General features: G+C 66.7%; 11 protein-coding genes and 1 tRNA gene. 6 read left to right on the top strand and 6 right to left on the bottom strand.

Translation table 11 applies throughout. From position 1 onward, the window contains the following. Positions 1 to 23: 23 nt before the first annotated feature. From HK401_RS09140 to HK401_RS09130, 3 genes are all read left to right on the top strand, one after another. A complete protein-coding gene (locus tag HK401_RS09140; protein ID WP_181274322.1) occupies positions 24 to 1,355 on the top strand; it encodes an MFS transporter in 1,332 nt (443 codons plus the stop codon). A 146-nt stretch (positions 1,356 to 1,501) separates the two neighbouring features. Then, on the top strand, positions 1,502 to 3,274 hold the full coding sequence (locus HK401_RS09135; protein WP_181274321.1) for a thiamine pyrophosphate-dependent enzyme: 1,773 nt from the start codon (positions 1,502 to 1,504) through the stop codon (positions 3,272 to 3,274). Positions 3,275 to 3,391: 117 nt separating this feature from the next. Further along, complete coding sequence (locus HK401_RS09130) at positions 3,392 to 4,660, top strand: M20 family metallo-hydrolase (RefSeq protein ID WP_181274320.1); 1,269 nt, start codon at positions 3,392 to 3,394, stop codon at positions 4,658 to 4,660. Positions 4,661 to 4,669: 9 nt separating this feature from the next. On the opposite strand, the gene HK401_RS09125 is transcribed toward HK401_RS09130, so the two are convergent. Together HK401_RS09125 and HK401_RS20690 are read right to left on the bottom strand one after the other, a co-directional pair. Then, positions 4,670 to 5,278: a hypothetical protein gene (locus HK401_RS09125; RefSeq protein ID WP_181274319.1), complete on the bottom strand. Its 609-nt coding sequence runs from the start codon at positions 5,276 to 5,278 to the stop codon at positions 4,670 to 4,672. Positions 5,279 to 5,290: 12 nt separating this feature from the next. Continuing rightward, positions 5,291 to 5,854: a hypothetical protein gene (locus tag HK401_RS20690; protein WP_309135947.1), complete on the bottom strand. Its 564-nt coding sequence runs from the start codon at positions 5,852 to 5,854 to the stop codon at positions 5,291 to 5,293. Positions 5,855 to 5,986: 132 nt separating this feature from the next. Here HK401_RS20690 and HK401_RS09115 point away from each other — a divergent pair, with 132 nt between their 5' ends. Further along, positions 5,987 to 6,814 (top strand): aminoglycoside adenylyltransferase domain-containing protein, encoded by an 828-nt coding sequence (locus HK401_RS09115; RefSeq protein ID WP_181274318.1) that lies wholly within the window; start codon positions 5,987 to 5,989, stop codon positions 6,812 to 6,814. Between the two features lie 158 nt (positions 6,815 to 6,972). On the opposite strand, the gene HK401_RS09110 is transcribed toward HK401_RS09115, so the two are convergent. The 4 genes from HK401_RS09110 to HK401_RS09095 form a co-directional block, all read right to left on the bottom strand. Next, positions 6,973 to 8,349 (bottom strand): NAD-dependent succinate-semialdehyde dehydrogenase, encoded by a 1,377-nt coding sequence (locus HK401_RS09110; protein ID WP_181274317.1) that lies wholly within the window; start codon positions 8,347 to 8,349, stop codon positions 6,973 to 6,975. A 335-nt stretch (positions 8,350 to 8,684) separates the two neighbouring features. Next, on the bottom strand, positions 8,685 to 10,556 hold the full coding sequence (gene selB, locus HK401_RS09105; RefSeq protein ID WP_181274316.1) for a selenocysteine-specific translation elongation factor: 1,872 nt from the start codon (positions 10,554 to 10,556) through the stop codon (positions 8,685 to 8,687). Further along, positions 10,549 to 12,003, bottom strand: a complete 1,455-nt coding sequence (gene selA, locus HK401_RS09100; RefSeq protein WP_181274315.1) for an L-seryl-tRNA(Sec) selenium transferase — start codon at positions 12,001 to 12,003, stop codon at positions 10,549 to 10,551. The genes selB and selA overlap by 8 nt, the downstream gene beginning before the upstream one ends. 82 nt (positions 12,004 to 12,085) lie before the next feature. Next, positions 12,086 to 12,180: transfer RNA gene (locus tag HK401_RS09095), tRNA-Sec, on the bottom strand. Between the two features lie 542 nt (positions 12,181 to 12,722). Between HK401_RS09095 and HK401_RS09090 the strand changes: the two genes are divergently transcribed. Next, entirely contained in the window at positions 12,723 to 13,148 is a 426-nt protein-coding gene (locus HK401_RS09090; RefSeq protein WP_181274314.1) for a hypothetical protein, read from the top strand. Then, positions 13,149 to 13,694, top strand: a complete 546-nt coding sequence (locus HK401_RS21165) for a VanZ family protein (RefSeq protein ID WP_219921814.1) — start codon at positions 13,149 to 13,151, stop codon at positions 13,692 to 13,694. The last annotated feature ends 107 nt before the right edge of the window (positions 13,695 to 13,801 follow it).

The raw sequence follows: 13,801 nt of genomic DNA, 5'->3' as shown, positions 1-13,801 counted from the left end.
CCCGATCCTCAACGGAGCAGAACATGAGCGAGCAGAAGACCCCCGACGCAGCCGAATTCAGTGCAACCCAGGAACTGAGCATCAAGGACGCGAACAAAGTCGCCGCCGGAGCGCTGATCGGCACCGCCCTCGAGTGGTACGACTTCTTCCTCTTCTCGGCCGCAGCGGCACTGGTCTTCAACGTCCAGTACTTCAGCAGCGAGAACGCCACGGCAGCCGCCATGGCCTCCTTCGCCACCTTCGGTGTGGGGCTGGCCGCCCGCCCCATCGGCGGACTCATCTTCGGACGCATGGGCGACAAGATCGGGCGCCGGAAGGTCCTGCTCATCACGATCATCGGCATCGGCGTCGTCACCGGCCTCATCGGCCTGCTGCCGACCTACGCTGCGATCGGCTTCGCCGCCCCCACGCTGCTCGTGCTCCTGCGAATCCTGCAGGGCCTCTTCGTCGGCGGCGAATGGTCCGGTGCGATGACGCTGGTCGTCGAGAACGCCCCGCTCCACCTGCGTGCCCGCTACGCGGCCATCCCGCAGATCGGCTCACCGATCGGCACGATCCTCTCCTCTGGCGGCTTCTTCGTCATGACACTGGTCTTCTCGCAGGAGAACTTCGACTCCTTCGGCTGGAGGATCCCGTTCCTCATCGCCCTGCCGCTGCTCGTCGTCGCCGTCTACCTGCGCGCCCGACTCGAGGAGTCACCCGTCTTCCGTCAGCTCGAGGAGTCCGGCGAGGTCGAGAAGAGCCCGATCCGCACGACCTTCCGCGATTCCTGGAAGCAGATCATCATCGGCATGGCCGCGGCCCTGCTCGGCGTCGGCGGTTTCTACCTAGTCACCGCGTTCTGCGTCTGGTACGGAGTCAACGTCCTCGGCTACGACGACTCGCTCCTCCTGCTCGGCAGCATGGTCGCCGCCGCCGTCGAGATCTTCGCACTCCTCTGGGGCGGCTCCCTGGGAACGAAGTACGGCGCGAGCAAGGTCATTCTCTGGGGAGGAGTCGCCTCGGCGGTGGTGGCCGTTCCGGCCTTTTTCATGTTCGAGTCCGGTCAGCCGGTCCTCATCGTCATCGCCATGACCCTGGCCGTGTCCACCCTGTCCCTGCCCTACGCCGCCTCGGGCACCGTGCTCACCGGCCTGTTCCCGGCGACCACCCGCTACACGGGTGTGGGCATGGCGCAGAACGCGGCCGGAATGCTCTCCGGCTTCATCCCGCTGCTGGCTACGGGCTTCGTCGCCTCCGCCGGTGATCACTGGTGGCCGGCCGCCGCGATGCTGGTCTTCCTCTCCCTGTTCACCGCCTTCGCCGGGCTCATCGCGCCGAGGCTGAGCGTCGACCTCCCCGGCTTCAAGCACTGACGTCGGGTCCGCGAGGTCTCGCTCCCGCCCCCGGCGTGTCGGCAGCGTCACCTCGCGGCACCGCTGCAACCTCACCTCGCGGCGTCGCTGCCTCGCCGCCTCCCGGCATCCGCGACCCACCCGAGCCTGTCGAAAGGACATCTGCCATGCCGCGTTCCGCCGGCCATCTCATCGTCGACACCCTCGAATCCACGGGGATCGAACGCGTCTACGCGGTCCCCGGCGAATCCTACCTCGACGTGCTCGACGGCCTCTATGACTCGTCCATCGAGACCGTCGTGTGCCGGCAGGAGGGTGGTGCCGGGTTCATGGCCATGGCCGAATCCCGGCTGACCGGCCGACCGGGCATCGCCATGGTCACCCGCGGTCCCGGTGCAGCGAACGCGATGATCTCCCTCCACACCGCATGGCAGGATGCGACCGCGCTCGTCCTCTTCGTCGGCCTCGTCCCGATCTCCGACCGCTCCCGCGAGTCCTTCCAGGAGTTCAGCCTGCCCGAATGGTTCTCCTCGACGACGAAACGCGTGCTCACCATCGATGACGAGCACCGCGCCGGTGAGCTCACTGCCGAAGCCCTGCGCATCGCCGCATCCGGGCGCCCCGGTCCCGTCGTCGTCGGACTGCCCGAGGACGTCCTCGTCCGCCTCACCGAGGCCCCGACGCCGATGATCGCCGAGGCGGCCCCACCGACCCCTGCCACCGCTGAGGTGGAAGCGCTGACCGCCCGCATCAGCGCGGCGAAGCGTCCTGCGTTCGTCCTCGGCGGCGACGGCTGGCAGTCCGGATGCGGGGCGGATCTTGCTCGGTGGGCCGCCTCTGCGGGGATCCCGATCTTCTGCGATTGGCGCGCCTATGATGCGCTGCCGCATTCGTCTCCCGCGTGGGCTGGCTGGCTCGGCTACGGCCGCGCCGATGCCGTGGCGGCCGGTTTCGCCGAGGCAGACCTTTTGGTCTTCGTCGGCTGCACCCGATCCGATGTCGCCAGCGACGGGTACACCATCGGCTTCGACGCCGAGACCGTGCTCGTCACCGGCGATCCCGAGGCCCGACAGCATGCCGGCCGTATCGATCAGCAGATCCTCGCCTCACCGCGTACCTTCACCCAGGCGTTGACCGGCATCGATGTCGGAAACGCACGGGGTGTGCGCACTGATGCGTGGTTGGACGATCGTGCAGCGGTCCAGTCCCGGTTCGCCGCTCACCGACCCGACACCGAGGCAGGTGCGACCGATCGGCCCGGCGTCGACCTCGGGGTCGCGTTCGGGATCCTCGATGACCACCTCGGTGGGGAGGCGATCCTCACCTATGGGGCAGGCAATGCCACGATCTGGGGGCACCGATTCATCCGGCATAATGCGCCGGCCAGCCTCGTCGGGGCCCGCAATGGGGCGATGGGGCTGGCGGTCCCGGGCGCGGTGGCGGCCTCCTTGGCGTTGCCGAAGCGTCGAGCCGTCGCGATCTGCGGCGACGGAGACTTCCTCATGAACGGCCAGGAGATCGCCACGGCCTTCGCCCACGGCGGGACGCCGCTCATCATCGTCATCGACAACGGCGTGTACGGCACGATCGTGTCCCACCAGGAGAATCACTACCCGGGCCGGCCTTCGGGCACGCGGATGGTCAACCCGGACTTCGCGACCTGGATGTCGGCGTTCGACGAACGCTCCGGAGCCGCCTCGGCGAGATCGACGCTCGGCGACGCCGGTGCGAACGGCGGGGCCGCTCCGGCGGGGGCCGGGTCCGTTCCGACCGCGCCGGAAGTGACCGCACCGGGGATGACCGGGCACGGCGAGCGCGTCGAGACCACCGCGGAATTCGAGTCCGCGCTCGACCGCGCCCTGGCGCACAACGGTCCTGCGCTCATCCACGTCCTCATCGACCCGGCGACCATGCCCCCGGCCGGCGACGAAACCTCCTGACACCCACCCCGCTCGCCCGTCTGGGCGACGGCCCCACTCGACACCGGCCCTGCCGGCGCCGCACCCCTCCACCTCCGCGGACCACCCCTCCGCGCCAGCACCTCGAAAGGACCCACCATGACCACTGCAGCCTCTCTCATCAGCGCCGACCGTGAAGCAGATTTCCTCGCCGACTGGGCCGTCCACTCGCGTTTCGGTGCCGTCGAGGGCACGAACGGCGTCGATCGGCAGGCGGCGAGCGCGGCCGACGGTCAGCAGCGGAAATGGTTCGCCGACCTGCTCGAAGAGCACGGGTTCAGCGTCCACCGGGATGCCATCGGCAACCAGTTCGGGCTCCTCGAGCTCGTTCCCGGCGCCCCCTATGTGCTCACCGGATCGCACATGGATTCGCAGCCGACGGCCGGCCGCTTCGACGGCGCCTACGGGGTCATGGCCTCGGCACACGCGTGCTTCGCCGTCGCCGACGAGCTGCGCGCGGACCCGACGAAGGCGCGGTTCAACCTCGCCGTGGTCAACTGGTTCAACGAGGAGGGGTCACGGTTCAAGCCCTCGATGATGGGCAGCAACGTGTTCACCGGCAAGGCCGAGCTCGAGGCCGCTCTGGCCACCCGCGATGCGGATGGGACCACCGTCGCCGAGGCGCTCGACGAGTTGGGTGAGCGCGGCGACTTCACCGCACCGGACATCGCCTCCTATGCGGAGATCCACGTCCAGCAGGGCCGCAGCATGGAAGAGGACGGGGTGACGATCGGCCTGGTCAACGCCACATGGGCGGCCCATAAGTACGAGTTCAGGGTCACCGGCGCGCAGGCCCACAGCGGGTCGACGCTCATGACCGACCGGCAGGACGCCCTCCTCGGAGCGGCGCGTCTCGTCGTCGCCGCGCGTGAGCTCGTCGATGACTTCGAGCCCGGCGCGCTGCACACCGCGTGCGGTCAGCTCACCGTCTACCCGAACTCACCGGTCGTCGTCGCCAGCGAGGTCAGCCTGCTCCTCGATCTGCGGTCGGCCAGCGCCGAGGTGATCGCCGCCGCCCATGATTCGCTCATGGCCACGATCGCCCAGGTGAGCGAGGACGATCGGGTGTCGATCGAGATCGTCGCCGAGCACAGCTGGGATCAGAACCCGTACTCCGAAGACGGAGTCGAGCTGGCACGGTCGGCCGCGGACGACTTGGGACTCACCTCGGCGCGGGTGATGACGGTCGCCGGCCACGACTCGACGAACATGAAGGATCAGGTGCCCACCGTCATGCTCTTCATCCCCAGTGTCGACGGGGTCTCACACAGCCTCGCCGAGTTCACGAAGGATGAGGATCTCGTGTCCGGTCTCCATCACCTCACCGCGGTGATCAGACGGCTCGCCGCGGGAGCGCTGACCGCCTGAGCGGGTCCGTCAGTCGATGTCGTCGACGTCCTGATTGTCGTTGACGAGATCGGCGGCCACCGGCTCCCACTTCGCATACTCGTCGGGGAAGGCCGAACCCTGCACGGCCTGTGCGGCGTCACCCGGTTCCATGTCCTTCCAGCCGTCGATCTGGGTCAGCCCCGGATTCGGGCTGTCGGGGTTGACCCCGTAGAAGGACTGTGAGGCGTAGACCGGGTCGGTGACCTGTTCGACGGTGCCCCAGCCCATCGAGGGCCGCTGCTGGAACAGCCCGGACGAATCCTTGTCACCGCCGTCGAGGTTGCGCAGGCTCGACTCCTGCAGCGCCGTCATCACGGCGATCTTCTGCGCCTGTTTGCTCAGATCCGCACCTTTGCCCACACCGATGATGGTGCGGGCGTTGTCTGTCTGTTCGGAAGTCAGATCGTCCGCGTTCTGGATGTCCGCGGTTTCACCGCCGTCCTCGGCCTTGCTGGTGTACGAGTCCTCCTCGGTCGTTTGGGCGACGGATCCGGAGATGTCATCGGCCGCAGCCGAAGTCGCCGTCGACAGGGAGACGCCTCCCGCGATGACGGCAGCAGAGAGCACTGTCACCGCAAGTGTGCGTACACGTTTCATCTGGTCTCACTTTCATCGTTGCTCAGGGCTCGCGGCCTGGACGGCATCGGCCGAACCGGCGTCTTTCCCGTGTTCGGCACAGGAGGGCTGCAGGAAATCGCCCCACACAACCCTGTCGGAGGCACCGGGCAGGTTCAATGAACAGAGCCTCATAGGTGAATCCGTCTCGCCGCAACGAAACGTCAAGGGAGGATGAGCATGAGCACAGAGTTCGATGAACGTGCTTGCCGAGGTTGCCGGATGAGCCGGGGATCCACTTCCCCGGTGGAGTTCCCGGCTCAGAGCACAGTCTGTCGGTGCCCGGTCAGCCAAAACCCAGGTCGGCCACAGACCCTTCAGCCAATACGGAACGAACGCATCGTCCTGATCGTAGGGATAGGAGATCTCCCGGGCGACGGTTCTGGTCGAGCCGGCTTCTTCGATGCCGTGGTAGGCGATATGCTCGTCGTTGGCCCGACCGTTGAAGATGGCGACGTGGCCGTTGGCTCCCTCGGTGCCCGGTCCGCTCTTCATGAAGACATCGCCCGGCCTGAGGTCTTCCTTGTCGATCTTATCGGCGAAGTCCGGCAGGGTCACGGTGTTCTCATTGGCCTCGAGACCCCAGGCCATGGACACGAAACCAGAGCAATCCATCCGGTGCTCCTGGCCCGGCGGGGCGGGGTGCCTGCGCCGGTGCGGCACGAGCGCCGCCCTGGGTACCCTGTACCTATGCCCTCACAGCTGCCCGCCGATGCCGCCTCCGCCGTGCAGTCCTACCTCAGGGCCGCCGATCGGCTGCTGCCCGGGGCGATCATCGCCGCCGCCGTCGGCGGGTCCATCGCCTTGGGCGCCTATCGTCCGGGCCGCAGCGATATCGACATCGTGGCCGTGATCGGCGAGGAGTGGCGAAGCTGTCCCAATCTGGTAAGGCGCTTGCGTCTGCTCCACCTCTTCCAGCTGCCCCGCCTGGCCCTTCGGGCCGCACGCGGGCTGGGCGCCAGCGCCTGCTGCAACACCGCGTTCATCTGGGAGTCCGAGGTGTCGATGCCCGTGACTCGGATCCGCCCGATCGCCTCGCACACGGGAGAGGTCTTCGACTCCTCCGGTGCGTTCGACGTCAATCCCGTGGTGTGGAAGGAACTCGTCGACGGCGGCATCACGATCCGCGGCAGGGAACTCGGCGGCTGGGAACTCGATCCGGAACCGGCGCAGCTGCGTCCGTGGGTCAGGGAAAACCTGCAGGACTACTGGGCGCCCCTGGCCGAGCAGCTGCACACCGGCTCACGAACGCTGTCCGCCGGCAGCGTCGAGTGGTGTCTGCTCGGCCCGGCTCGCATGCACCACACCCTTGCCACCGGCGAGATCATCAGCAAGGAGGCGGCCGGGCTCTACGCCCTCATGACGTTCCCGAACCACGCCCCCATCACCGAGGTGGCCCTGGCGAAGGTGCGACACACTCGGCTGCCGAGCGCTCCCCCGGTGGCAGACATTCCCCCGCGGTCGGAATGGCGCCGGCGGACCGCCTCGGCGATGGCGGACATCATCGAAGAGGCATAGCCGGCGAACCGCCCGGTGTCCCGCAATGGCGTCGGCGATCGCGCGGCACAACCGCGGCGCTGCACCACTGCGGCGTGGCACAACCGCGCGCCAGAAGTCCCCAGGCAGCGAACATGTCCCTGCGAGGGAATTTCTGGCACGCGGTTGCCCAGCTCCCCCTACTTCGCGACGAAGTGGAGGCGCTTATTGACGAACTCGCCCATGCCGATCGGGCCCATCTCGCGGCCGAAGCCGGAGCGCTTGACGCCACCGAAGGGAATCTCGGCGGCCTCGGCGGCGATAGTGTTGACGTGGGTCATGCCGACCTCCAGGCGGGCGGCGACTCTGTCCGCGCGGGCTTCGTCGGTCGAGAACACCGAGCCGCCGAGTCCGAGGGCGCAGTCATTGGCCAGCTCAAGGGCCTCCTCGTCGCTGCTGACCTTGTACACGGTGGCGACGGGCCCGAAGATCTCCTCGCCGTAGGACTCCGAGTCACGGGGCACGTCGACGAGCACGGTCGGCGAGTAGTAGGCAGCCGGGCCTTCGGAGAGTTCCCCGCCGATGAGCACCCGAGCGCCCTCGGACACGGCCTTCTTCACCTGGGCATCGACGGTCTCAGCCGCTGCCCGCGAGGACAGCGGCACGTACTCGCCCTCGCCGAGCTTCGCCTGATCGCCGGGCTTCAGCCCGGTTCCCAGTCGCACGAGTTCCGCGACGAAGTCGTCGTAGATGTCATCCATGACGATGAGCCGCTTGTTCGAGTTGCAGACCTGGCCGGCGTTGTAGACGCGGAATTCCCAGGCCTCGCGGGCGACCGCGGCGACATCGTCGGCGTCGAGGACGACCATCGGGTCGATTCCGCCGAGTTCGAGCACAGCCTTCTTGAGGTTCTGCCCGGCCTGCGCGCCGATGATCGCTCCGGCCCGCTCGGACCCTGTCAGGGAGACACCGTGGACGCGGGGGTCGGCGATGATCGAGGCGATCTGATCGTGGTTGGCGAAGAGGTGGGAGTATCCGCCGACGGGCACTCCGGCGGCGAGGAAGATCTCCTCGATGAGCAGCGCCGAGCGTCCGCAGATGTCGGCGTGTTTGAGCATGATGGTGTTGCCGAGCACGAGGTTCGGGGCGGCGAACCTGGCGACCTGGTAGTACGGGAAGTTCCAGGGCATGACGCCGAGCAGGGCGCCGATGGGCAGGGCCTCGATGCGGGCGGTGCCGGGGATGGTGCTCGGGATCTGATAGTCGGTGGCCAGGGTGGGGCCGTGAACGCCGTAGTACTCGATGATGTCGGCGGCGAACTCGACCTCGTCGACGGACTCCTCATAGGACTTGCCCATCTCGAGGGAGATCGTCTTGGCGAGTTCGTCCTTGCGCTCGTGGAAGATCTCAGCGGCCCGGCGGACGATCCCGGCCCGCTCCTGGATGTCTGTGTCCTTCCATGTCAGATAGGCGTCGTGGGCGGCAGTGACGGTGTTTTCGATCTCAGCGTCGGTGGCCTCGGTGAAGGTCTCGACGATCTCTCCGGTGGCGGGGTTCTGGACTCGGTAGTTCGACATATGGGCTCCTTGCAGGTCGACGCGATCGTCGCCTGCCGCAGTGGGGCGGCGATCGCGTGTTGTGAATATGGGTGTTCGCGGTTGCAGTCTGTTGAGTGAGTGAGGCGATTCCGGACGAGCGTCACGTGATCGATGCGCGGCACCTTCGCCGGTCCTCACCTGTCAGGTCGAGGAATCATCGCAGTCGGTTATCACCCATACCATCGGCTGGAGTGCCCGAACGGGCACGAACAGTCATTCCAGAACCGATTGTAAAACACTATTCGCTGCTGGCCGAGTGCGCACGGAGACTTCGGTGACACCCGCTCCGAGGCGGCCCGAGGCGGCCCAGGCCTCTACCGCACGACCTCGCGATGCGTGGTGTCGAGTCGCCGGGTCCACCCGCGTGAGTCGAGGTGTTCGAGCAGCGGGATGACGGTCCGCCTCGTCGTGTTCAGGGCCTGCCGGGCCTGACTGGTGGTGAATGGCTGCTCGAGTCCGGCGAGGACCCGCATCGCCTGCGCGGGGGTCCGTGGCGAGACGATGACACCCCCGCCGAGGCGCAGCACCCTCCCAGCCTTCTCGGCGACTGCGAGCTCCCGCGCTCCTAGGCCGAGTTCGCGCAGGTCATCGGCCTCCGGCGCGGAGAAGGGATCGGCAGCCAGGCTGCTTTCGATTTCCGCAATACCGGACTCGGCTGCGCCCAGGTCGGCCCGGTGGCCGGGTGAGCGGACCATGCCGTCGCCGAACTCGAGCCCGGCGCGGGCGATGATGTCGTCGAGCATTGTGCGAGTCGCGGCGGAGGAGGACGATTCCGGCAGAGGCAGGTCCGCGCGTCGAAGGGCCTCGGCAATGGCCTTGACAGGAACACCCGGGGACATCGGACGAGCCTCGAGCTCGCGGGTGACCAGGGACTTCGCCGCCTCCACCCACGCCGCGAGCGCAGGTTCATGCACAAGCCACCCGCCCACAACATCGACCTCGGGCGGCAACGCAGCCTCCCCCGGCACCGCCAATCCGAACCGGACGAGAACCGCACGTTCGACGGCGCCGCGGCGAGCCACCTCGGCGAGGATGTCACCCTCGACCGGACGCCCGGCGAGCTCCCGACCGCGACGAGCCCCGGCACCGCGACGGCTCAGCTCGGGCGGGTCGACGTCGAGGACGAATAGTCCGGCGAAGACGTTGCGGCTGCCGGGCGCGCGCAGCACGATCCGGTCGCCGACCTGCAGGGGCAGGGGCCTGTCAAGGGTGATCCGGGCGTGGTCGGCGTCGAAGGCGCGCAGGTGCACGGGCACGGCGGCCGTGCCGATGTGGGCCATGAGTTCGCGCACCCCGGCGTCGAGTGGCTCACCCATCGTGCGGCGGACATCGAGAGCCTCGACGATCGGCCAGGCATTGGAGGTGAGCAGGGCGTCGCCGCGGTGCAGGTCCTCGGCGGGGGTGTCGCGCAGGTTCACGGCCACGCGGGCCTGCGGGGCCACCTCGGCAGCGGGGGAATTGCGCGACTGCAGTCCGCGCACGGTCACGTTGCGGTCGCTCGTCTCGCCGTGGAGGCGGAGCGTGTCGCCGGTGTGCAGGATGCCGGCGGTGAGCGTCCCGGTGACGACGGTGCCCGCACCTCTGATCGTGAACGCGCGGTCGATCCACAGTCGCACCCGCGACGAGGTGTCCGGAGGCTCGGCCGCGGCCGTGACCTCATCGAGGACGTCGATGAGTTCGGACAGGCCCTCCCCGGTCGTCGCGGAGACCGTGACGATGGGGGAATCCTGGAGCGGCGTTCCGCGAAGTTGGGTTCTGACCTGGTCTTTCGTGGTCTCGACCGCGGCGGGGTCGATGTCAGCGCGGGTGATGACGACGAGGCCGCGGGTGATGCCGAGTGCGGCGATCGCATCGCGGTGGTCACTCGATTGGGCCTGCCAGCCCTTGTCGGCGGCGATGACGAAGCAGGCGATGGGGGCGGGGCCGAGACCGGCGAGCATGTTCGCCAGGAACCTCTCATGCCCAGGCACATCGACGAAGGCGATCTCTCGGCCCGAGGGCAGGGTGGTCCAGGCGAAGCCGAGGTCGATGGTCAGCCCGCGCTTCTTCTCCTCGGCCCAGCGGTCGGGTTCCATTCCGGTCAGGGCGCCCACGAGTGTCGACTTGCCGTGGTCGACGTGTCCGGCGGTGGCGATTACGAAGGTGCCGGGGCCCGTGGCTCCCGGGGACGCGGGTGTATCAGTCATGGTCGCCGAGAAGGTTCGAACCAACCGTGTGCGTGACGGTGTCGACATGAACGTCGTCGCCTCCGGTGAGCACCCGTGTGATGGCCGCGGCAATGCGTTCGTCGTCACCGGCCGGCACGCAGCGGAGATCGACGAGGCATCGGCCCTGATGGACCCGGGTCACGATCGCCGGATCATCGGTGCGCAACGCGGCCGCGCAGTCCTCGGGCAGTTCGATCGCCCAGCCGGGCAGGGGAACTCCCGGGGCTCCCCCGCCGCCGACCCGACCGTCGTGGGCAACGACCGTGGCGCCGACCACCTCGGCGAGGGTCTCGGTACGTCGGCGCAGCTCATCGAGGTCGATGTGGAGGGCGTCGTGGACGGGGTTGCCGGTGTGCGTGATCGTCGCTTCGAGGGCGGCGAGGGTGAGCTTGTCCGTGCGCATGGCTCGAGCGAGCGGATGGGTCGCGATGCGCTGAACAGCCTCGGTGCGGCCGAGGACGAGGCCGGCCTGAGGTCCACCGAGGAGCTTGTCACCGGAGACGATGACGACATCGGCGCCGGCACGCAGGGCCGCATCGACATCGGGTTCGTCGGGCAGTGCGTCGTCGTGGGTGAACAGTCCCGAGCCGAGGTCGACGATGAGCGGCAGGTTGTGTTCATCGGCAAGGCCGCGCAGTTCGCTCACCTCGACAGACGATGTGAAGCCTTCGACCCGGAAGTTGCTCGTGTGCACCTTGAGAAGATTCGCGGACTCGGGACCAATGGCGTTCGCGTAGTCGGTGAGGTGGGTGCGGTTCGTCGTTCCCACTTCGTGCAGGCGTGCCCCTGTGGTGGTCATGAGGTCGGTGAGGCGGAAGCCTGCGCCGATCTCGATGAGTTCGCCGCGACTGACGATGATCTCCTCCGCATCGACCGAGCGCGCGACCGGGACATCGACCTGAGGCCCCTGCGCGGTGGAAGGGCCCGCCCGATGACCGCGGGCGCTCGAGTGATCGGCGCGCAGGGCGGTGACCGCGAGCAGCAGAGCGGCCGCCCCGTTGTTGACGATCACTGCATCTTCGGCGGCGGGGCAGGTGCGCAGCAGCGCCTGCTTCACTCCTGTCCCACGCTTGCTGCGCTTGCCCGTGGCGAGGTCCATCTCCACATCGACATAGCCGGCCGCGTCCGCGACGGCTTGCTGTGCGGCCTCGGACAGGGGCGCCCGGCCGAGGTTGGTGTGGACGATGATGCCGGTCGCGTTGAGCACCGGGGTCAGTGAGGAGGCCGAACGGGAACCGAGCCGATCGATGACGGTGGGGGCCACCTCGGCTGGGGTGATCCGGCCGTCCCGGGCGGCGGACTGAGCTTCTGCAATGACGGCCTTGACCGTCGCCTGACCAAGTCTCTGAGCTGCGGCGACGACCTCGGGCAGGGTCAGGAGGTAATCGGTGCGCGGGATGCTGCGGCGCGGATCCGACTCGGTCAAGGCGTCTGCTCCTTCATTGCCGTCGAAGTCCGACGCAGGGGCGATCTGCCCGAAAGCGGTCCATCGACGTCGACGATGGTGGTGGCGGAGGCGGACGGGAATCGAACCCGCCAGACCGAGATGCTCGGTCTCACCGGTTTTGAAGACCGGGGAGCCCACCAGGACTCGGACGCCTCCGTGCAGAATCCTACCGTGCCAGTCACAGGCCGCTGCCGCATAGGAAGCTTCCAACCTGAGCGCCGGTGATGTTCTCCCGATCCAAGATTCCTGCGCAGCCCTTCCCCGCCAGTGTGTGGACGAGTGATCAGAGATCTCGGATGTCTCGGCCTAGCCGATCGAGTGAGGCGACGCGGACACGGTCGCCCTCGAACGTCTTATCGCACCAGCCGATGATCTCCTACGTCCGGCCGGGATTCTGATCGGCGCTACTCACTCGAAGGTAGCGGAGTTACTGCCCGAAAAGGGCATCTAAGGGGCTCCGGGAGTCAGAAGCATATGTGTCCAATCAACGGAATCGTAACCCGTTTGAGAGCATGCTTCCGGCGAAGATCTCGATTGTCAAAGGCATATACCCGATTGACACGATCGCACTCACCCAGCGCGCTGGGCCGAAATTTTCTCAAAATCTCATACTTTCGTGTGAGGCGCGCGCCGACCACCTCGCGTTAGGCTGACCGTTATCTGCAAGCCACCTGGGCTGCAGTTGAGAAAGGAAAGATTTGAGAAAGACACTTATCGCCGCAGTTGCCACGGTCGCGCTGACGCTCGGACTTGCCACCAGCGCCGAAGCAGCGAGCTACCAATGGTATAACGCAGGCTACAACGACGTTCAGAACGGCTCACTCAATGCTCAGGTGTACTCCAACGGGAAGAGCGTCTCGAAGGCAAAGATCACTTACAACAAGAAGAAGGGATCAGGCGTTTCGGTCAAGTTCGGCTTCCAGGCGGTCAACAAGGGCGGCGGAGCTCAAGGCCCCATATCCTGGTCCGGAACCTACAAAATGAAGTCCAAGCAAAAGAAGACCGCGACGTTCTCGGGATCAGCACCATTGAGTAAGAAGCGCCCGTGCGCCCGTGGCCTGATGAAAGATACCATTTCGGGCAAGATCTACTACACGAGAACAAAGTTCTGCACCGGATTGTAAATGCTCAGATACTTCACCGCCCTACCGTTCGCAGTACCCGCCCTCGCAGCCGGGATTATTGTTTCCGCACTTGTCGCGAAACGCATCGCTCGGCGAATCCATGAGCGCCCCGTATTGGTCTTCTTATGGCTGGCGAGTCTGGCGCTAGTCCTTTCCGCGACACTCACTCCCTCGGGCCATGCGTTCGGACTCGACGAGGGATTGCGGACGACACGGGTATGGACCTGGTCTCTGCCGTCTCCTGGCGCATTGTCGTCGGTGAACTGGCAATCGATGAATATACTGCTCTTCGCACCGCTCGGTTTCACAAGCGGATTGTTCACGCGCCGACGACACATCGCGCGGTTCGGAACGCTAGCGCTTCTAGTGTCAGTAATCGTCGAAATCGTGCAGTTCACAGTGATTCCTTTGGGTCGGTCGCAGTTCAATTCCGCAACCGTGCTCATCGGGTGGGCCGGGATCGCGATTGGCCTGTTGGTGGGGGTGCTTCTCTCCGCCGTGATACGGCGCATTCGACTAGGGGAACCGCAAACTAGGGAGAATTAGGGCGTGTCTCCTTCATTGGTTATGCCAATGAAGGAGACACGCTGCAGATACAGAGCCTGGGGCCTTCGAGTGTCAGCGTAGTCAGATCTTCGACAGTTTCGTTCGCA

Source organism: Brevibacterium oceani (genome assembly GCF_013623835.1).
Taxonomy (GTDB): Bacteria; Actinomycetota; Actinomycetes; order Actinomycetales; family Brevibacteriaceae; genus Brevibacterium; species Brevibacterium oceani.
This window is presented reverse-complemented; position numbering and strand designations above follow the sequence as displayed.

Excerpts from the sequence above, each read along its gene's own strand:
- HK401_RS09125 (WP_181274319.1), bottom strand. The coding sequence starts at position 5,278 with ATGAAACGTGTACGCACACTTGCGGTGACAGTGCTCTCTGCTGCCGTC.
- HK401_RS21165 (WP_219921814.1), top strand. The coding sequence starts at position 13,149 with ATGCTCAGATACTTCACCGCCCTACCGTTCGCAGTACCCGCCCTCGCA.
- selB (WP_181274316.1), bottom strand. The coding sequence starts at position 10,556 with ATGACTGATACACCCGCGTCCCCGGGAGCCACGGGCCCCGGCACCTTC.
- HK401_RS09135 (WP_181274321.1), top strand. The coding sequence starts at position 1,502 with ATGCCGCGTTCCGCCGGCCATCTCATCGTCGACACCCTCGAATCCACG.
- HK401_RS09115 (WP_181274318.1), top strand. The coding sequence starts at position 5,987 with ATGCCCTCACAGCTGCCCGCCGATGCCGCCTCCGCCGTGCAGTCCTAC.
- HK401_RS09110 (WP_181274317.1), bottom strand. The coding sequence starts at position 8,349 with ATGTCGAACTACCGAGTCCAGAACCCCGCCACCGGAGAGATCGTCGAG.
- HK401_RS09130 (WP_181274320.1), top strand. The coding sequence starts at position 3,392 with ATGACCACTGCAGCCTCTCTCATCAGCGCCGACCGTGAAGCAGATTTC.
- HK401_RS09140 (WP_181274322.1), top strand. The coding sequence starts at position 24 with ATGAGCGAGCAGAAGACCCCCGACGCAGCCGAATTCAGTGCAACCCAG.